Genomic DNA, 18,502 nt, shown 5'->3' on the forward strand with positions numbered 1-18,502 from the left:
TGAGTAAATAGTATAACCCTCGTGGTTACGTAATTAAAACTAAGTAGCCGCCAGATTGTTTGCTGAGATGTGCTGGGCGATCCGATCAGAGTCGAGATTCAGGTTGTGGATGATGCCCGTCAGCGGAGTTGCAAAGCCCAGAAAATACAGGCCGCTCAACTGCGGATTATCGAACCAAAGGTGTTTGGGATAGCCTCGCTCATTAAGAACTTGAGTACTTAATTGATCGCCAAGAATGGGGGCTAAGCCCGGCCGGTAACCCGTAGCCAGCACAATGGCATCAAAGGGCAGTTCGCGCCCGTCGGTGAAGGTCACCGTTCGGGCGTTTATCTGCTCAATGGCGGGGACAACCGTAATCGCACCCGCTTTGATCTGGTCGATGGTGCCGAGGTCAATGACCGGAATTTTCCCGCGTCGGGTATCATAAGACGGCGGATGCGCAGGTTTGCCCAGGCCGTACTCTGACAAATCGCCAACGGTCAGTTTCTGCGATAGCCCGGCTACGAAATCGTAAAACCAATTGGGGAACTTGTTGAAGAAAATTGCCGTGGGTTGGGCGGGTCGGCCGAACATGTCTCGCCGGATAATGTTGACCGGGCCCCGAACCGAAATAACCGGGCGAGCACCATGCTCCAGGAGGTCCAGCGCCAGTTCGGCTCCCGTGTTGCCCATGCCCACCACCAGCACATTTTCATTTCGGAACGGTGCGCCATTCCGGTACTCGTGGCTGTGCCAGATAATACCCCGAAAATTACGCTGGCCGGGCAGCTCCGGTTTGTTCGGAACGCGGTTATAGCCGGTCGACACCACCACGCGTTCGGCGGTGAACGTATCGGTTTCGGTCTGCACCCGCCAGGTATTGCCGATACGTTCGAGGCTGACGACTTTCTGGTTAAAAAGCGGCTTTATGCCAAAATGCTCGGCGTAGCGTTCGAGGTATTCGACTACCTGCAACCGCGATACGTAGGTGGGGTACTCCGCCGGATAGGGAAGGTGAGGTAAGGCCGAATACTGCTTGACGGTATGCAGGTGAAGCCGGTCGTAGTGGTTACGCCAGCTAAACCCGATGTAGTCACTGGCTTCCAGCACGGTAAAGGGCAGCTTACGATGCGCCAGTTGGCCCGCCATTGCCAACCCTGCCGGACCGGCTCCGATGATTATAGTTCCAGCGTTGTAAGGTTGCATAGTTGTAAAGTTAAAGAACTCGTCGTGCTGTGGAGACCGGCTACTAATGGGCCCGCCTGAACTGGACAACTATGCAACTTTACGACTTTACAACTCATTTTACGCGCGTCCAGGTTTGCGTTTTGCCAAGCAGCGAAATGCCGACGTAACCCCGAACGTCCAGCGTATTGGCGTCTTTCAGGGTCATTTTGCAGTTGTACTCTTTGCCGTCTTCGGGGTTGTAGATCTTGCCATCACTCCAGACATTATCGCCGTCGTGCTTGAAGTTATACATCAGCGGCAGGTTGAGCAGCGGGCGTGACCGCTTGGCAGGGTCAGCGTTTTTGATGTCGGTTTTCGGTTTACCCGTATCCGGATCGTTGGGTTCTTTCAGCCAGATGAGCTTACCGAAATACGTACCGCCCTGCTTGTAGATCTGAACGTGTCCTTTCTTGGTTCCATTGAGCCAGGTGCCCACCACCGCATCCGGACTATCTTTGGGGGCGAACGCCGTTAACGTAACGAACAAGGAGAGCAAAGCCAGTAAATAACGAATGGGTTTCATAACCGATACGGAATTGGAATAAAACGGTGATTTTGTTGTACTAACGCAAATATGCGCTAAAAAGTCTGAACGGCCCCGGCAACCGGGCTGGATTTATTGACCCGAAATGATTTGCTTGCTTTCAATATGGCCCGTCACTTATTTGTTAAGTAATCGACCTGGCCATAATCCGTTACGTTTTCCCTGATCATTTTAACCGCCTACTCTGCTACGTATGTTTAAACGCGATCCGAACCGCAGCTATCCAACCGAAACCGAATCCCGAACAATCATCCGTTTTCAGGATTGCGATCCGCTGCAGCACCTCAATAACGCCAAGTATTTCGATTATTACTTCAACGCTCGCGAAGATCAGGTGGCCAAAATCTACGACTTCAATCCGGGGCAACTGTTTCGGGAATTGCGCACCAGCTGGGTCGTATATCAGCACCAGATTGCCTATGTTCGGCCGGCTCAGGTCAGCGAGTGGATACGGATTATGTCGCGCCTGATTTATTTCGACGAAGACACCACGGTGACTGAGTATTACATGACCGACGACGGGAAAACACACCTGAAAAATGTGCTCTGGGTTACGTCGAAATACATCAGCGTAGCGACCGGCAAACGCATTCCGCACGACGAACTGGTGATGGGCTATCTGGAAGCGACGCTCGTTCCGAATATTGATTTTCCGAATCTCAACTTCAACGATCGAATCCGGTCCATCAAGCATCATATTGTGTCTCTGAACAACCCGTAACGGGTCATTACGCCCTAATCACCCTACATTTACAGCATGAAGCTCCTAAACAACCTTACCTTCCGCGTTCTGATTGCCATTACGTTAGGCATCCTTACGGGGTACTTTTTTCCTGAAACGGCCGCCAGCCTAAAGCCCCTGGGTGACCTGTTCATCAGTCTGATCAAAATGGTTATTGCGCCCATTATTTTTCTGACGATCGTCCTGGGCATCAGCAATATGGGCGATCTGAAAAAGGTGGGCCGGGTAGGGGGAAAGGCGTTGCTTTACTTCGAGGTTGTCACCACGGGCGCATTAGCCATCGGCCTGATACTGGCGAACCTCATCCGGCCCGGTGAAGGCGTTCAGGCGACGGCCGTAAAGGGCGCAGCCTCCGCTGGGGGAGATGTTAGTAAATATGCCGAGCAGGGAGCCGGGATGAACTGGACTGAATTCTTTCTGCACATCGTACCGAACAACGCGGTGAAGGCCTTTGCGGAAGGCGATATTTTGCAGGTCCTTGTGTTTTCTATCCTGTTCGGTGTGGGGCTTACACGCATGGGCGATACGGGGAAACCGCTTATCCAAACGTTTGAACGACTATCGAAGGTATTTTTCAACATCCTGAACGTCGTGATGGTGCTGGCTCCGCTGGGAGCCTTTGGCGGGATGGCGTTTACGATCGGTAAGTACGGGCTGAGTACGTTACTCCCCCTAGCCAAACTGATGGGAACGGTGTACGCGACCATGTTCCTGTTCGTATTTGTCGTGCTGAATCTGATCCTGCGCTATTACAAAGTCAGCTTGTGGGCCGTGTTGAAGTTCATCAAAGAAGAACTTCTGATTGTCTTGGGCACCTCATCGTCGGAATCGGCTTTGCCGCAGGTGATGGACAAGCTGGAAAGTCTTGGTTGCTCTCGCTCCGTAGTAGGGCTGGTGATTCCCGCAGGCTACTCGTTTAACCTGGACGGAACCACGATTTACCTGGTGATGGCCACGATATTTCTGGCTCAGGTATTCGGTATTGAGTTAACGCTCGGGCAGGAGCTGACGATTATCGGTATCCTGATGGTCACCTCAAAAGGGGCTGCGGGCGTAACGGGCAGCGGTTTTATTGTGCTGGCCAGTACGTTAACGGCGGTCCAGGTGATTCCGGTCGAAGGGCTGGCCTTGCTGCTGGGTGTTGATCGGTTCATGTCCGAAGCCCGTTCGATCACCAATATCATTGGTAATGCCGTCGCTACGATTTTCATCGCCAACAACGAAGGTGAATTTGACCGGGCCAAATATCTGCGGGTGGTGAAGCGTGAGGAAGAAGACGCGCTGGCTGATTACAAGTATTGATTGAATCTGTTGCAGATAGCATTGTTGAGCACAGTTCAAACTATGCCCAACGGGATTATATAGAAAGTATATTGCTAATCAAAGGCCAGGTCTTACCGGCGAAAAGCTTTCATACCTTAATCAACTTCAGGCAGCTTTAGATGCGGATCAGGTAGCCTCTCATATTAACCCTCAACAATTTGATGAAGCAGGGGCCCTTATTGACCCGTGAATTAATCCGTAAAGTCGTTAGCTTACAGAAGTTGCCTATCCTTGGTGAAAGCCATAACCGCGCTACACTCTTTACAGACTTACTCACGAATCAATAAGTAATATGAATTTTGCAAAAACAATCGCACCTCATGAACCTATCTACTTTCATTCCAAAGAAATTTTTGTATATGATAGATTAACTGAGATCAAGGAAGGACTTTCAATAGTCAATAAAATTAAAAATAATTTTGTACCAACTTTTGGAAGAATAGTTAGAAGGGTATTTTCCAATTTATGTTACGCAAATATTTATAGTATTCCGAATGTTACCTATAATTATCTGTATTACGCGAATCAACTTAATCATAGTTGGTTTCAATATACAATTAATGATGAAAAACCCGTCACCTTGAAGATTGCTGATAAATTGATTGATACGATTGGTCAATTTAAAAATGAGAACATTGGAGCGGTCAATGTTATAAGCGGTATTCAAATGGCACTGGTTTTGCGTGATAATCAAGCGCTTTCGTTCTACGCTGATATTCCATTGGCTTTCACGGAGCAGGCCAATCAAGAAGATATAATCTACGATACGATATTGCTATTCTATCAGGTACTAATCAACGGAAATGGTACTCAAAATGAAGCGCAGGCTACATATCATCACCTTAATAAGGTGCTAAATTGGGAGGAGTACAAGCGATTTATCACCATTGAAGACTTTAATCAAGAATGGGTCTGGAAAATCATTTTTGAAATGCGGAAGCAGACGGCTGAATACGTTTTTTTGCCTTTATTGAATCTCTACCATCAAATTCTTCACAACAACCAGGCTGGCTATGAGGTGGCCGTTGAACAGGCACTCCTGAAATGGAAAGCGTATTATACGTTGCGCTATAAAGATGAAAACGGTGAAGAACAGGATCATAGCACTTTGCCTGAAGGTTATTTGTCTTTACCTATTGTATCAGCCTGCGCTTATGCATATGATCGAGGTTTAAAATTGACGAACATCCAATCAGCCTACATTCCAGAATGGATGATTGAAAGAAAGTTTGAAGCTATGGAGCTATTAGTAAAGGATAATTCCTAGGCATATAAATTCCTAATTAGTGGATGGAATGACATATTGTTTGTTTAGTATTCAGGCTATTTTGAATAATTTGGATTTATTTCAAGATTAAATTAAACCATTTCGTGGCTGGTTGTTCCAAGTATCGAATACAACCTGATACAAAAAACCACCATGAAAAAAGCATTGATGGCGACCGCTACGCTGGTTGCCCTGCTCACTACCGGCGCTATGGCGCAACGTTACGGCTATCCACAACAACCCGACTACAACCAGGGATATGGACGGCCCAGTTACAATCAGCCTAATTACAACTACGATTACGACGACTACCAGTTCGACCGCCACCTGGATTGGTGGGATCGGGAACTGAACCTGTCGCGTCGGCAGGAGCGGGACATTCGGCGGGTGCGCGACCGGTTCGAGCAGCAAACCCGGAACATTAATCCCCGTGACCCTCGCCAGCGTGACCTGTTCCGGCAGATGCGGCAGCGTGAGTTTTTCGATATGATGGCCGTGCTTACTCCGCAGCAGCGGGATCGGGTCATTGATCGGATGCGTCCCTATGAACGTACCGCCGGACGAAGCCGTGGGTATGGGCGGGGACCAGGCAATGACCCGTATCGATATTAGTTAGAAGTGGAAGAAGGAGGTGAAGAAAACAGCCGATCGCTTGATTGGCTGTTTTTTGTTTTGGAAAAATACCTCGGAAGAGACTGCCCGAAACCACACTGACCGCTCAGCGTAAAATGTAACCGTACATGCAACGAATGATTGACGAAGCCGTCTTTTTTTCGTATTTTTCGAGGAAACTCATACCACAAAACAGTATGTTAAGACATCAACGAATCATTCAGACAGGGGCGTTACTGGCGGTCGTTGCTACGGCAACCTTCGCCCAGCCGTCGCCCCAACAACCCAAAATGACGCAGAATCCGTTTTTAGCGCCGTACGTAACCCCCCACCAAACGGCGCCGTTTGACAAAATCAGGAATGAAGATTACCTGCCCGCCCTGACCGAAGGATTAGCGCAGGGACGTAAGGATGTGGACGCCATCGTTAACAACTCGGCGAAACCTACCTTCGAGAATACCATTGTTGCCCTGGAACGTAGTGGCGATCTGCTGGGTAAGGTAACGTCGGTTCTGTTCAATCTGAACAGCGCCGAAACCACCCCCGACCTGCAAAAAATCGTGAAGCAGGCGTCGCCCATGCTGAGCGAGTACGGCAACGACATTACGTTGAACGAAAAGTTGTTCGCCCGCGTGAAGGCCGTTTACGATCAGCGCGCCAGCCTGAAGCTCGATCCGGAAAGCGCTATGCTGTTGGAGAAGGCCTACAAGCGTTTCGCACGTAACGGAGCTAATCTGGATGCCAAGGGCAAGGAGCGGTTGCGGGCCATCGATAAAGAAATGTCGCAGTTATCGTTGCAGTTCGGTGAGAACGTCCTGAACGAAACTAACGAATACGTAATGGAAGTCACCAACGAGAAAGACCTCGCAGGCTTACCGGATTTCGTGCGTGAGTTAGCCAAATCGACCGCCAAGCAGAAAGGCAAAGAAGGTTGGGTGTTTACGTTACAGGCACCAAGCTACGGTCCGTTCATGCAGTATGCCGACAACCGCGAACTCCGGAAAAAGCTGTACATGGCGTATAACGGACGGGGTTTCCACGGCGACAAGAACGACAACTCGGCCATCATCCAGAAGATCGTAAACCTTCGCTACGAACGGGCAAATTTGCTGGGCTACAAGACCCACGCTGATTTCGTGCTGGAAGAAAGCATGGCCGGTTCGAAAGACAAAGTACAAAGCTTCCTGAATGAACTGGTAACCTACGCTCGTCCGGCCGCTGAACGTCAGCTCGGCGAGTTAACCACCTACGCCAAAGCACACGGCTTCACTGAAGACAAATTGCAGGCCTGGGACAACAGCTATTACGCTGAGAAACTGAAGAAAGAAAAGTACGACCTCGACGACGAAACACTCAAGCCGTACTTCAAGTTGGAGAACGTCCTGAATGGTGCGTTCACCGTGGCCAACAAGCTATACGGCATTACGTTCAAAGAGCGGAAAGATATTCCGGTTTACAACCCAGAGGTTAAAACGTTTGACGTATTTGATAAGGACGGTAAGTTTCTGGCCGTTTTTTACGGCGATTACTTCCCCCGTGCCGGTAAGCGGAGTGGTGCGTGGATGAACGACGTACAAGGACAGAAAGTAGAGAACGGTGAGAACATTCGGCCACATATTGTCAACGTCTGCAACTTCACCCGCCCAACGGATACCAAACCGTCACTGCTGACTTTTTACGAAGTAACCACCCTGTTCCACGAGTTCGGTCACGGATTGCACGGCATGCTGGCCAACGGCAAGTACGAAAGCCTGAGCGGTACGAGCGTACCCCGCGATTTCGTTGAGCTGCCTTCGCAGGTGATGGAAAACTGGTGCTACGATCCCGAAGCACTGAAACTGTTCGCTAAGCATTACCAAACCGGCGAAGTGATCCCGAACGAGCTGATCGAGAAGATCCGCGCCAGCCAGAACTTCCTGGCCGGTCTGGCTAACCTGCGTCAGCTGCGCCTGGGTCTGACTGATATGTATTACCACGGTCAGAAACCAACCGGCGAGAGTATTGCTGAAGTAGAGAGCAAAGTTGATTCGGTGGCGAATCTGTTCCCCCGCGTACAAGGTGTGGCTGTGAGCCCGGCTTTCTCGCACATCTTCGCGGGTGGTTACTCGGCGGGTTACTACAGCTACAAGTGGAGCGAAGTGCTGGACGCTGATGCCTTCGAGTTTTTCAAGGAAAAAGGCGGACTGGACAACAAAGCCGCTGCGGATAGCTTCCGCAAGAACGTACTCGAAAAAGGCGGTAGCGAGAAGCCAATGGAGTTGTACAAAAAATTCCGGGGCCGCGAACCGTCTCCCAAAGCGATGTTACGTCGGAGCGGTCTGATTTTGTAAGATCACATCGACATTCCCATAAAAAAGCCGTCCCGCAAATGTTTGCGGGACGGCTTTTTTGTGAATAAATCTATATGGATTAAGCCTGCTTGGTAACCTGAATGTTCAGTACCAATCGTACGTCGTCGCTTACAACTACGCCACCGGCTTCGGTAATACCATCCCAGCTCAGACCAAATTCCTTACGTTTCACCGTGCCCGCTAATTCAAAACCGGCTTTAGTCTGGCCGTAAAAATCCTGCATCTGACCGCCGTATTCGGCTTTCAGCGTAACGGGTTTCGTGACGCCACGCATGGTCAGATCACCGACGAGTTCGTACGTATCATCACCCGTCTTTTTCATCTGAGTAGATACAAAGGTCAGTTTGGGGAACTGCTCTGCGTCGAAGAAATCAGCCGATTTCAAGTGGCCGTCGCGCTGCTCGTTGCCGGTGGTGATGCTGCTAATATCGGCCGAGAAGGTAATCTTGGCATCTTCAAAGTCGTCGCCTGCCATTTCTAGCTGGCCTTCGTATTGGGTGAAGAGACCCGTTACGGTTGACACCATCAGGTGCTTCACTTTAAATTGAACTTCAGAGTGGGTAGGGTCAATCACCCAGGTTGTGGAGGTAAGAGCTGGAGCTTCCATTTGGACTACGTTTGTCTTGTTAAAAATTAAATGTATAGGTATTTAGTGTATATACATGTAATTTTTAAAAAAAGTTTACGGGCTGTGAAAAAAATTCAGAAACAGGTTTTAATCTCGTTACGTATCGGGTTGCGTGTCAGTAAAAATAATTGAGATAAAGTTGGCTGGATATGGGATTTTAGCCAGGAAAACGACACTTTTGCCGACCGACTATTGTTCTATCTTAGATACACGAATCGATAAAAAACAGACTCATGCCCAACTGGTTTCTCGGAAAAATCCGCTATCAACAACCTATAGACGACAGCAACGTCGGTACACGTAACGAAGAGTTTATCAAGCAGAAAACCGTTACGGAGGCTTATCTGGTGGACGCTGTTTCGTACACGGATGCCGAAGCCCGGCTTTATCAGGAAATTGCGGCTAATACGCCCGATTTTGAGATCACCAACATTTCGCGCATGAAACTGGCCGACGTTTTCTTCAACGAAGACGGGGGGGAGACCTGGTTCAAAGTGAAGGCGATGTTTATTATGGACGACGAAAAAACGGGTAAGCAAAAGAAAACACCGAGCGTTATGCTGGTGAATGCCGAAACGCCCAAGCAAGCCTATGAGCGCGTGGAGATCAGCCTGAAGTCCGCGCTCGATCCGTTCGAGATTACCGATGTGAATACAACCAAAATTCTGGACATTTTCCCGTTTAATGAGGAAGAACAGCGCAACCTGCGGCCTTTACATGAGGTTGTGAGCCCTGAGCCCGAATCTGTTTAAGTATGCCGAGTGCCATTTTGCAAAATGGCACTCATTTTTTACACAATTATTGCCTTTTACTAAATCAGGTTTGTATTCCAGGCACCTGATCCGGATATTTGCATCATTATGAAACGCGCACTTTTTCGTTTGTTCAACCTCTTTATGGCCTGCATCGTGCTGCTCAGCAGTACGGGGTTTGGGCTGGTTGAACACTCGTGCCACATGCGCGGCAAGAAGAAAACGATGATTGTGGCCTTTAGCGAGGTTAAATCGCCCAAAGGTTGTTCCGCTGATCAGCAATCTCATTTGGATGAGCGCATCGTTTTCAAGAAGACCGAGTGCTGCCAGGACGATCACCAGTTTGAAAATGTCGACGTTTCTTCGTCGCTGAGTCAGCTGGTTGCCAAGTTCGTTAAAACCGTTACTGAAGCGGTTATCACCAGTGCCGTCTCGATGCTGACCTGGCTCGTCGGCTGGGTGTTCGACAGGCAATCCTCTACGTTGACGGCTGCTCCGTCTCCTCCTTCCCAAACTGGGCGTGATATCATTACGCTCGATTGTAGCCTGCTTATTTGATTCATGGATTGATGTCAGAAAGCTGGTGTCTTGAGATACCGGCCTGTTCTCTGTTTTTCATCAATCTTTGATCGTATGCAATCTATCTTTCAATGGATTGTCATCTTAACCGTTACGGCAGGTATGAGCGTTTCGGGGATGGCTCAATCCGATTCAACCTATATTCACGGGACCGTCGGTGAAATAGCCAATGGTCAGCGCATTCCGCTGGTCGGCGCAACGGTACAGTGGGCAGGTACGTCTGCCGGTACGGTTACGGACTCTGTCGGGCATTTTCAACTTCAGCGCCAGGCAAGGGCGACACACCTGGTCGTTAGCTACGTCGGCTACCGGACCGATACGTTGGCGGTCACTAACGCAGGGCCGTTAACGATTACGCTACGCGCCGAGCAGACGCTCCAGGAAGTTACGGTATCCGGCGCACCGGGTCAAATCGACCGGATTAATCCAATCCAGACCGAATTTATTACGCAGCGAACGCTGGCGAAAGCGGCCTGCTGCAACTTATCGGAGAGTTTTGAGACGAACGCATCGGTCAGCGTATCGTACAGCGATGCGGTTACTGGCGCCCGGCAGATTCAGTTTCTAGGCCTAGGCGGCCAGTACGTGCAAACCAACGTCGAGAATATCCCAACCGTTCGTGGGCTGGCTTCGGCTTTCGGCCTGAATTACATTCCCGGCACCTGGATCACGAGCATTGATATCGGCAAAGGAGCCGGGTCGGTTGTGAACGGCTACGAAGGTATGAGCGGGCAGATGAATGTCGAACTGCAAAAGCCGGACGATGCTACGAAGTTGTTTCTGAATGGCTACGTAAATAGTTTCGGGCGGGTAGAAGGCAACGCTAACTGGTCGAAAACCCTCAGCAAGAAATGGAGTATGGGCGTGCTGGGCCACGCCAGTACGTTACGTTCGGAAATTGACCAGAACAGCGATGGGTTCCGCGACTTACCCCTGTATACGCAGGTGAATGCCGTTAATCGCTACAAATACAGCAGCGACCGATTCATGGCGCAGTTTGGCATCAAAGCCTTATACGAAGACCGAGATGGTGGACAACTGTCGCGCTTCGGCGATGCACGCTACGCCTTTCTCAATACGACAAAGCGGCTGGAGTTCTTCTCAAAAACGGCAAAGCTGTATCCCGAAAAGCCTTACAAAGGATTAGGGCTGATCATCAATGGGGTACATCACCAGCAGGATGCCCGCTTTGGCTTCGCGCCTTACGAAGGCCAGCAGCAGACGCTGTACGCCAACCTGATTTACCAGAGTATTATCGACAATACGAACCATACGTTCAAAACCGGGCTGAGTTACCTGCTGGACGATTATCGGGAGCGGTACCGGGCTATACGAACGAATAGAACCGAATCCGTGCCGGGTGTTTTTGCTGAATACACCTACATGTATCCCGACAAGCTGACGCTGGTGGCGGGCGGACGGGTGGATTTTCATAACCTCTACGGTACGCAGTTTACACCGCGGCTGCACGCCAAATACAACCTGAGTCCAAACGTAGCCCTGCGGGCGTCGGCCGGTCGCGGCTTCCGGGTGCCGAATCCGTTCGCTGAGAATTTTGGCTATCTGGTCAGCTCCCGAAGTGTCGTCTTGCGCGAGTCGTTACGTCCTGAAATCTCCTGGAACTATGGCGTAAGCCTGACCAATGATTTTACTGTGCTCGGAAAGAAAGCATCGCTTGTACTGGATTACCACAGAACTTACTTCAAGAACCAATTGATCGTTGACCTTGAACACCCGCAGGAACTCAATTTCTATAACCTGAAGGGGCAATCGTACGCGAATAGTTTCCAGGCCGAATTTAACCTGCAGCCAGCTAAGCGGGTTGAGGTAAAAGCTGCGTATCGATTGTATGATGTACAGCAGAGCATGGGCGGCCCCTTTCAAGAGGAACGACTCCTGCCTAAGATGATGGTTAGCCGCGATCGGGTACTGCTCAACGCCGGGTATGCGCTGCCGTTCGACAAGTGGAAGTTCGACGCTACGTTGCAATGGAATGGTCCCCGACGGATTCCGTACCAGCAGTCGGGCTACGTGCACACTAGCTACCAGAACCTGCCGACTGAGTACGCCCCCGGCTTTTATAACCTCAACGCGCAGGTGAGCCGTGCCTTCCGGAGCGGATTTGAGATTTACCTGGGTGGTGAAAACCTGACGGGCTTTCGCCAGTTGAATCCGATCGTTTCCGCGAACGACCCGTTCAGCGCGAGCTTCGATGCGGGTTCTCGGGTGTGGGGACCAATTACAGGGCGGATGGTGTATGCAGGCTTTCGATTTAAACCGCTGAACTGATGACAACGCTAACAATTCGGAACATGGTTTGCGACCGCTGCAGGCGGGTCGTTCGTGAGGAACTGAACGCGCTCGGATTAACCGTCGGCCGGGTGGAGCTGGGGGAGGTTGAAGTAGCCAATTTGCCTTCCGATATAAATCTGGATGAGGTTCGGCAGCGGTTACAGGCCAATGGCTTTGAGCTGGTTGAAGAACGGAAACGGTCGCTGGTCGAGCACATGAAAATTCTCCTCATCAACGAAATTCAGCACCTCAAAGGCGAGCGGTTACCAACCGAAAATTGTTCGACTTTTCTGGAGCGTAAGCTTGGCTACGAATACTCGTATCTAAGTAGTTTATTCTCTGCCAACGAAGGCCAGACCGTTGAAAAATACAGTATCGCCCTCAAAATCGAGAAGGTTAAAGAATGGCTGCGCTATGATGAGCAGACTCTGAGTGAGATCGCCTGGCGGTTAGGCTACAGTAGTGTGCAGCACTTATCGAATCAGTTTCGGCAGGTGACGGGACAGACGCCGGGCCAGTTCCGCAAAGCCACCCATGTTGACCGGAAGCCTTTAGATTCCTTATAGCTGACCTCAGGATAAGCAGGGCTGAGTAAATGGCTCGTTACCGTCACTTTGTTAAGCGCGATTGACCACCTTAGGTTTGTCGCGCTTAACAACCACTCGCTCGCCAACGTAACGTAGCTACTCTATGAGAAAAGGCATCTTTGCGCTCCATCTGCTCTTCGTTTGTATAATGGCTGCACAAAGTTGGGCGCAGTCATCCAGCAGCGACTTTCGCCCGGCAGATTCCAATATACCGGGAGCTGAGTACCCTAAACTTGCCGGTGATAGGCGGGTGAGCGTTCGCCTGAAAGCACCCGACGCAAACAAGGTTCAGGTGCAGGGCGGTGATGGGTTTCAGAAGGAGCCCCTAAACCTGGTGAAAGATGCAGAAGGTAACTGGAATAGCATCATCACTTCGGCTGAGCCCGGTTTTCATTACTACTGGTTTACGGTTGACGGCGTTCGAGTCAACGATCCGGGCAGCGAAGCTTATTTTGGATATGGCCGACCTACCAGCGGCATTGAGATCCCCGTTCCCAACGAAGACTTTTTCGGACTCAAAGATGTGCCGCACGGTTCGGTACGGGAACACTGGTATCACTCGGCGATTACCGACAAATGGCGTCGGGCGTATGTGTATACCCCGCCTGGGTACGACGCTAATCCTAAAAAAAGGTATCCGATTCTTTATCTTTTGCACGGCGCGGGCGAAAACGAACGGGGCTGGTCGTTGCAGGGACACATGAGCGCCATTCTCGATAACCTGATTGCGGAGAAGAAAGCCAGGCCGATGATTGTCGTGATGGATAACGGCTATGCGCAGGCTAAAGGAGAAACTTCGCCTACCACCAACAGCCCAGGCGATATGACGAAACGGGCGGCTACGCTCGAACAGGTCTACCTGAAAGAAATTATTCCGACTATGGAATCAGCGTACCGGACGCTGGCGGGGCGGGAGAATCGGGCGATGGCGGGTCTGTCGATGGGCGGGCTACAGACCATGCTGATCGGAATGAACCACCTGGATCTGTTCTCGCACTATGGGTTTTTCAGCGGGGCTATCTTTGGCAACATTCTGGCCGAGCCCGAAACCGCCTTTAACGGAATTTTCGCGGATGCCGGTACGTTCAATAAAAAGGTTAAACTCCTCTGGTTCGGGGCGGGCAGCGAAGAGAAACCATTCGTTACAATGGCAGCCGATACGCGCAAAAAGCTGGCTGATCTAGGCATTACGTCCATGTATTACGAATCACCCGGTACGTATCACGAATGGCATACCTGGCGCCGGTGTTTACACGAGTTTGCGCCCCTGCTTTTCAAATAACGTAAAGCAACCCTTTCTCCGTTACTACGTTTTCGGATTGGCTCGATGACTACGGCGTTGGCTACAATTCTTCTTTTTGGGAAGGTTGTAGTCAGCGCCGTAGTCATTTTAAATGCCCATAGTTTACTGCGCAAAGCGAATTGGTACGATTAGTTTACGAGAATGATTTGTTGAATTTGACTACGCATTCAATCACATTCAATCGAAATTTAAACACCTTTTTCTGTAGAGTTAGTTACATGTAGCAGACTCCGTTTCCTATGACAGAAAAAGAGGTTTACCTGATAGACGGCTCAAATCGGCGTTGGTTTATCAAGCAGTCATCCGCATTGGCTGGTCTGCTCTTCATGCCGCCCCTGGCTGCCCCTGCGGCTTCGAGTGCCGCAATTCCATCCGATACGCAAATGGTTAGTAAACGATCGATAACGCTGCGGATTAATCGCAAAATGTACAAGCTGGATGTGGAGCCCCGCGAAACGCTCCTCGACGTACTGCGTGAACGACTTGACCTGACCGGATCCAAGAAAGGCTGCGATCACGGCCAGTGCGGAGCGTGTACCGTCCATGTTGACGGCCGGACGGCAAACGCCTGTTTGCTCCTGGCCATCATGCACCAGGGGCAGGAGATAACTACCATTGAGGGATTAGCGCAAGACGATAATTTGCACCCCTTACAAACCGCTTTTATAAAGCACGACGGCTTTCAGTGTGGTTTCTGTACGTCCGGCCAGATCATGTCAGGCGTCGCCATCATCAAGGAAGGCCACGCCAATTCGCCGGAGGAAATTCGGGAGTGGATGAGTGGAAATATCTGCCGCTGCGGAGCCTACGAAGGCATTGTGGATGCCATTGAAACCGTGCAGAAAGGAGGGACGCCAGGATGAAATCATTCGACTACGTGCAAACAACCCAACCGGCCGACGCACTCCGACTGATCGGCGAAAAACCGGGCTCACGCTTTATCGCAGGTGGTACTAACCTGGTGGACCTGATGAAATACGGCGTTGAAAGTCCGGATACGCTGGTCGATATCAGTCGTCTGCAAATGGCTCAGATCGAGACAACAACTACCGGACTGCGCATCGGCGCTCTGGCGCGTAACAGCGACGTAGCGGCCAACGCGCTCGTTCAGAAGCAGTTTCCGCTTTTATCACAGGCGTTGCTGGCGGGAGCGTCGCAGCAACTCCGCAACGTAGCGACGATGGGCGGAAACCTGATGCAGCGAACCCGCTGTTATTATTTTTACGATACCAGCCAGCCCTGCAACAAACGCCAGCCGGGATCGGGCTGCGGAGCCATCGGTGGACAAAACCGAATCCATGCCATTCTGGGGGCTAGTGAGCAGTGCATCGCCACCAATCCCAGCGATATGAACGTCGCCTTAAGTGCGCTCGATGCGGTGGTGCAGATTATTGGCCCCAATGGCACGCGCTCGATTCCGCTCATTGACTTTCATAGACTGCCGGGCGATGCGCCCCAGCGGGATACGGTGCTGGAGCCTACTGAGCTGATTGTTGCCATTGACTTGCCAACGCCGAAACAGGCCGGTAAATCGCACTACCTAAAAGTTCGTGATCGCGCTTCCTACGCCTTTGCGCTGGTGTCGGTAGCGACGCGGCTGGCGGTTGAAAACGGTACCATCCGCGACGCTCGCATTGCGCTCGGCGGGGTAGCTCATAAACCGTGGCGGGTACCTGATGTAGAAAAGCAGCTGGTTGGTAAACCGGCCAACGAAACCACCTTCCGGGCGGCTGCCCAGCAACTTATAGCGGGTGCTAAACCCCATGAACACAACGCGTTCAAAATCAAGCTGGCCGAGAATACCATAGTTCGGGCTTTGCAAACGGTTAGTAAACCGGCCTGAGCCGGTACGTACCGCCAGGGACATTAAGCAACTTTACGTAATGGCAAAAAAACTGATTGGTGAGCCCCTCGATCGCATTGAAGGGAAGCAGAAAGTAACAGGTCAGGCGCGTTACTCGGCTGATTTTAAAAAAGATAAACTGGTACATGGAGTACTGGTAATGAGTACCATCGCCAACGGTCGCATCCGTAAACTGGATACTTCCGAAACCATGAAAGTGCCCGGCGTAGTGGCGGTCATGTCGCACGAAAATGCGCCGAAACCGGGCGGACTCGATAAAAACAAACCCTCGGAAACGGCCACGGACCGGGTGATGAACTTGTTTCAGGATAACGTTGTGCATTACAACAACCAGCCCATTGCTATGGTGCTGGCCGAAACCTACGAGGGAGCCGTAGAAGGCGCGGAGCGGATCAAGGTAACCTACGATACGCAGACGGTGAAGCCACCACTGCCCGCTAATCAGGACAAAATAGACCGTCCGGAACGACTTCCCCGCGTTGATGATCAGGTAGATACAATACGAGGTGATTACAAAAGCGGACTAGCCTCCGCTACCAGTCGTCTGGAGCAGACGTACGTAACGCCGACCCAGTTTCATAACGCGCTGGAGCCGCATGCGCTGGTGGCTCAGTGGGAAACCGACGGTAAACTGACGCTGTACAACGCAACCCAGGGCATTTCGGGCTGTCAAAAACGTATTGCCGGGTTATTCGGAATGCCCAAAGAGAATGTTCGGGTGATTACGCAATATCTGGGGGGCGGATTTGGCAGTAAGGGCGCTACGTGGTCGCAGGTGATGCTGGCACCAATGGCGGCTCGGCTGGTGAACCGACCCGTGAAACTGGTGCTGAAACGCGAACACATGTTCGGCATGGTTGGGTCGCGGTCGGCTACAATCCAGAAGCTGACCTTTGCCGCTGACGGGGCGGGCAAACTGACCGCATCGCGTCACGATACTGTTTCACAAACTTCGGATTTCGATGAGTTTGCCGAACCAGCGGGCACAGTTACCCGAATGCTGTATGCCTGCCCTAATCAGGAGACGACGCACCGCTTCATCAAAGCCAATATTGGTACGCCATCACCCATGCGCGCGCCCGGCGAAGCACCCGGCGTGTTTGCGCTGGAGTGTGCGATCGACGAATTGGCTGAACAGGCGAAAATGGACCCGCTTGAATTTCGGTTAAAGAACTACGCCGAAATTGACCCTAACAAGAATCTGCCGTTTTCGAGTAAAAGCCTGCGTGCCTGTTATCAGCAGGGCGCTGAACGCTTTGGCTGGTCGAAACGTGCGGCCCAGCCCCGGAGTATGCGCGACGGCAATCATCTGATTGGTATGGGAATGGCGACCACTACGTACCCCATGAACCGTGGGGATGCGTCGGCCACGGTGCGGCTGCTGCCCGATGGAAAGGTGCAGGTTGAAACCGGCACGCAGGACATTGGTACCGGTACATATACTATTGTGAATCAGATTGCGGCCGAAGTGCTGGGTCTCTCGCCGGATTTAGTCACGCTTAGCGCGGGCGACAGCCGTTTCCCCGAAGCGAGTGTGTCGGGTGGGTCACGTAGTACGGCCAGCACAGGTTCTGCCGTGACCCAGGCCGCACGTGAGGTACTCAACAAGGCGCGGGAAATGGCTTTTAAAGACAAAAAATCCCCGCTTTACAACCTGGCTGAAGCCGAGATCGTTGCTGAAAACGGGCGGCTTCAACAGCGAACAAACCCGAAAATAGGCGAAACCTTCGCGAGTTTGCTAAAGCGAAACGGCTCAAAACCAATCGAAGCGACGGCCCAGTCGAAGCAGGGCGATGAAAAAGAGAAGTACTCGATGTTTGCGTTCGGGGCGGTATTCGCCGAAGTGCGGGTCGACGAAACGCTGGGCGAAGTGCGGGTGACCCGACTACAGGGTACGTACGCGGCTGGGCGGATAATCAATCTTAAAACGGCCCTAAGTCAGGTGCGGGGCGGTATGATCTGGGCACTGAGCATGGCCCTGCACGAAAAAGCGCTGATTGACCCACGTACCAACCGGGTCATGAATCCCAACCTGGCCGAATATCACGTACCCGTCAACGCTGACATCCGTGCGGTCGACGGCTTTTTCATTGAGGAAGATGACGATATCGTGAATCCGGCGGGGGTAAAAGGCATCGGCGAAATCGGTATTGTCGGCACCGTGTCGGCTATTGCGAACGCCATCTACCACTCCACCGGCAAGCGCCACCGCGAACTGCCCATTACCGTTGATAAAGTGCTGGTTTAAACTTTAACCAGTAGGTAGTGTGAATGTGGAGTGTCTCTAATACAATGCGTTAATAGGGGAAAAGGCTCACGTTGTGGATAGCCCACGCTGTGAGCCTTTCTAATTATCATTCGCGCTAAGAGCGGCTTTGGTTACTGATTCTTCCGGTCAAACTAATGCCCATCCACTATCAATTTCCTAAAATTAAAGTTGAGTGTATGAAGG

The 18,502-nt window shown here is 51.3% G+C and carries 16 protein-coding genes; 13 read left to right on the top strand and 3 right to left on the bottom strand.

All coding sequences use genetic code 11. The features are described 5' to 3' along the window. Positions 1-39: 39 nt before the first annotated feature. Both ACYVIY_RS08015 and ACYVIY_RS08020 read right to left on the bottom strand, forming a co-directional pair. Positions 40-1,185 (bottom strand): flavin-containing monooxygenase, encoded by a 1,146-nt coding sequence (locus ACYVIY_RS08015; RefSeq protein ID WP_460975785.1) that lies wholly within the window; start codon positions 1,183-1,185, stop codon positions 40-42. A 94-nt stretch (positions 1,186-1,279) separates the two neighbouring features. Then, positions 1,280-1,729: a DUF2147 domain-containing protein gene (locus tag ACYVIY_RS08020; protein ID WP_460975786.1), complete on the bottom strand. Its 450-nt coding sequence runs from the start codon at positions 1,727-1,729 to the stop codon at positions 1,280-1,282. A 214-nt stretch (positions 1,730-1,943) separates the two neighbouring features. Here ACYVIY_RS08020 and ACYVIY_RS08025 point away from each other — a divergent pair, with 214 nt between their 5' ends. The 5 genes from ACYVIY_RS08025 (at position 1,944) to ACYVIY_RS08045 (ending at position 8,024) form a co-directional block, all read left to right on the top strand. Continuing rightward, complete coding sequence (locus tag ACYVIY_RS08025; protein WP_460975787.1) at positions 1,944-2,471, top strand: acyl-CoA thioesterase; 528 nt, start codon at positions 1,944-1,946, stop codon at positions 2,469-2,471. A gap of 36 nt (positions 2,472-2,507) precedes the next feature. Beyond that, positions 2,508-3,794 carry a dicarboxylate/amino acid:cation symporter gene (locus tag ACYVIY_RS08030; RefSeq protein ID WP_460975788.1) on the top strand — a complete coding sequence of 429 codons (1,287 nt, stop codon included), beginning with the start codon at positions 2,508-2,510 and terminating at the stop codon, positions 3,792-3,794. A 313-nt stretch (positions 3,795-4,107) separates the two neighbouring features. Further along, on the top strand, positions 4,108-5,082 hold the full coding sequence (locus tag ACYVIY_RS08035) for an immunity 49 family protein (protein ID WP_460975789.1): 975 nt from the start codon (positions 4,108-4,110) through the stop codon (positions 5,080-5,082). A 153-nt stretch (positions 5,083-5,235) separates the two neighbouring features. Then, positions 5,236-5,694, top strand: coding sequence for a hypothetical protein (locus ACYVIY_RS08040; RefSeq protein ID WP_460975790.1), 459 nt, complete (start codon positions 5,236-5,238; stop codon positions 5,692-5,694). 197 nt (positions 5,695-5,891) lie between these two features. Continuing rightward, positions 5,892-8,024, top strand: a complete 2,133-nt coding sequence (locus ACYVIY_RS08045) for a M3 family metallopeptidase (RefSeq protein ID WP_460975791.1) — start codon at positions 5,892-5,894, stop codon at positions 8,022-8,024. Between the two features lie 79 nt (positions 8,025-8,103). On the opposite strand, the gene ACYVIY_RS08050 is transcribed toward ACYVIY_RS08045, so the two are convergent. Then, entirely contained in the window at positions 8,104-8,652 is a 549-nt protein-coding gene (locus ACYVIY_RS08050; protein WP_460975792.1) for a YceI family protein, read from the bottom strand. A 254-nt stretch (positions 8,653-8,906) separates the two neighbouring features. On the opposite strand from ACYVIY_RS08050, the gene ACYVIY_RS08055 reads away from it, so the two are divergent. The 8 genes from ACYVIY_RS08055 (at position 8,907) to ACYVIY_RS08090 (ending at position 18,298) form a co-directional block, all read left to right on the top strand. Beyond that, positions 8,907-9,425, top strand: coding sequence for a DUF4494 domain-containing protein (locus ACYVIY_RS08055; RefSeq protein ID WP_460975793.1), 519 nt, complete (start codon positions 8,907-8,909; stop codon positions 9,423-9,425). Between the two features lie 108 nt (positions 9,426-9,533). Beyond that, complete coding sequence (locus tag ACYVIY_RS08060) at positions 9,534-9,983, top strand: HYC_CC_PP family protein (protein WP_460975794.1); 450 nt, start codon at positions 9,534-9,536, stop codon at positions 9,981-9,983. 123 nt (positions 9,984-10,106) lie between these two features. After that, complete coding sequence (locus ACYVIY_RS08065; protein WP_460975924.1) at positions 10,107-12,293, top strand: TonB-dependent receptor; 2,187 nt, start codon at positions 10,107-10,109, stop codon at positions 12,291-12,293. Then, positions 12,293-12,862, top strand: coding sequence for an AraC family transcriptional regulator (locus ACYVIY_RS08070; RefSeq protein WP_460975795.1), 570 nt, complete (start codon positions 12,293-12,295; stop codon positions 12,860-12,862). Before ACYVIY_RS08065 ends, ACYVIY_RS08070 begins: the two co-directional genes overlap by 1 nt. 124 nt (positions 12,863-12,986) lie before the next feature. Beyond that, positions 12,987-14,165 carry an alpha/beta hydrolase-fold protein gene (locus ACYVIY_RS08075; protein WP_460975796.1) on the top strand — a complete coding sequence of 393 codons (1,179 nt, stop codon included), beginning with the start codon at positions 12,987-12,989 and terminating at the stop codon, positions 14,163-14,165. A 260-nt stretch (positions 14,166-14,425) separates the two neighbouring features. Next, positions 14,426-15,049 carry a (2Fe-2S)-binding protein gene (locus ACYVIY_RS08080; protein WP_460975797.1) on the top strand — a complete coding sequence of 208 codons (624 nt, stop codon included), beginning with the start codon at positions 14,426-14,428 and terminating at the stop codon, positions 15,047-15,049. Then, positions 15,046-16,029, top strand: a complete 984-nt coding sequence (locus tag ACYVIY_RS08085) for an FAD binding domain-containing protein (RefSeq protein ID WP_460975798.1) — start codon at positions 15,046-15,048, stop codon at positions 16,027-16,029. Before ACYVIY_RS08080 ends, ACYVIY_RS08085 begins: the two co-directional genes overlap by 4 nt. 40 nt (positions 16,030-16,069) lie before the next feature. Beyond that, positions 16,070-18,298, top strand: coding sequence for a xanthine dehydrogenase family protein molybdopterin-binding subunit (locus ACYVIY_RS08090; RefSeq protein ID WP_460975799.1), 2,229 nt, complete (start codon positions 16,070-16,072; stop codon positions 18,296-18,298). Positions 18,299-18,502 lie beyond the last annotated feature (204 nt).

The sequence above is a fragment of the Spirosoma knui genome (genome assembly GCF_054780635.1).

Coding starts and splice junctions, on each gene's coding strand:
- ACYVIY_RS08015 (WP_460975785.1), bottom strand. CDS start 1,185: ATGCAACCTTACAACGCTGGAACTATAATCATCGGAGCCGGTCCGGCA.
- ACYVIY_RS08075 (WP_460975796.1), top strand. CDS start 12,987: ATGAGAAAAGGCATCTTTGCGCTCCATCTGCTCTTCGTTTGTATAATG.
- ACYVIY_RS08085 (WP_460975798.1), top strand. CDS start 15,046: ATGAAATCATTCGACTACGTGCAAACAACCCAACCGGCCGACGCACTC.
- ACYVIY_RS08030 (WP_460975788.1), top strand. CDS start 2,508: ATGAAGCTCCTAAACAACCTTACCTTCCGCGTTCTGATTGCCATTACG.
- ACYVIY_RS08025 (WP_460975787.1), top strand. CDS start 1,944: ATGTTTAAACGCGATCCGAACCGCAGCTATCCAACCGAAACCGAATCC.
- ACYVIY_RS08070 (WP_460975795.1), top strand. CDS start 12,293: ATGACAACGCTAACAATTCGGAACATGGTTTGCGACCGCTGCAGGCGG.
- ACYVIY_RS08040 (WP_460975790.1), top strand. CDS start 5,236: ATGAAAAAAGCATTGATGGCGACCGCTACGCTGGTTGCCCTGCTCACT.
- ACYVIY_RS08060 (WP_460975794.1), top strand. CDS start 9,534: ATGAAACGCGCACTTTTTCGTTTGTTCAACCTCTTTATGGCCTGCATC.
- ACYVIY_RS08090 (WP_460975799.1), top strand. CDS start 16,070: ATGGCAAAAAAACTGATTGGTGAGCCCCTCGATCGCATTGAAGGGAAG.
- ACYVIY_RS08080 (WP_460975797.1), top strand. CDS start 14,426: ATGACAGAAAAAGAGGTTTACCTGATAGACGGCTCAAATCGGCGTTGG.
- ACYVIY_RS08065 (WP_460975924.1), top strand. CDS start 10,107: ATGAGCGTTTCGGGGATGGCTCAATCCGATTCAACCTATATTCACGGG.
- ACYVIY_RS08020 (WP_460975786.1), bottom strand. CDS start 1,729: ATGAAACCCATTCGTTATTTACTGGCTTTGCTCTCCTTGTTCGTTACG.
- ACYVIY_RS08055 (WP_460975793.1), top strand. CDS start 8,907: ATGCCCAACTGGTTTCTCGGAAAAATCCGCTATCAACAACCTATAGAC.
- ACYVIY_RS08050 (WP_460975792.1), bottom strand. CDS start 8,652: ATGGAAGCTCCAGCTCTTACCTCCACAACCTGGGTGATTGACCCTACC.
- ACYVIY_RS08045 (WP_460975791.1), top strand. CDS start 5,892: ATGTTAAGACATCAACGAATCATTCAGACAGGGGCGTTACTGGCGGTC.
- ACYVIY_RS08035 (WP_460975789.1), top strand. CDS start 4,108: ATGAATTTTGCAAAAACAATCGCACCTCATGAACCTATCTACTTTCAT.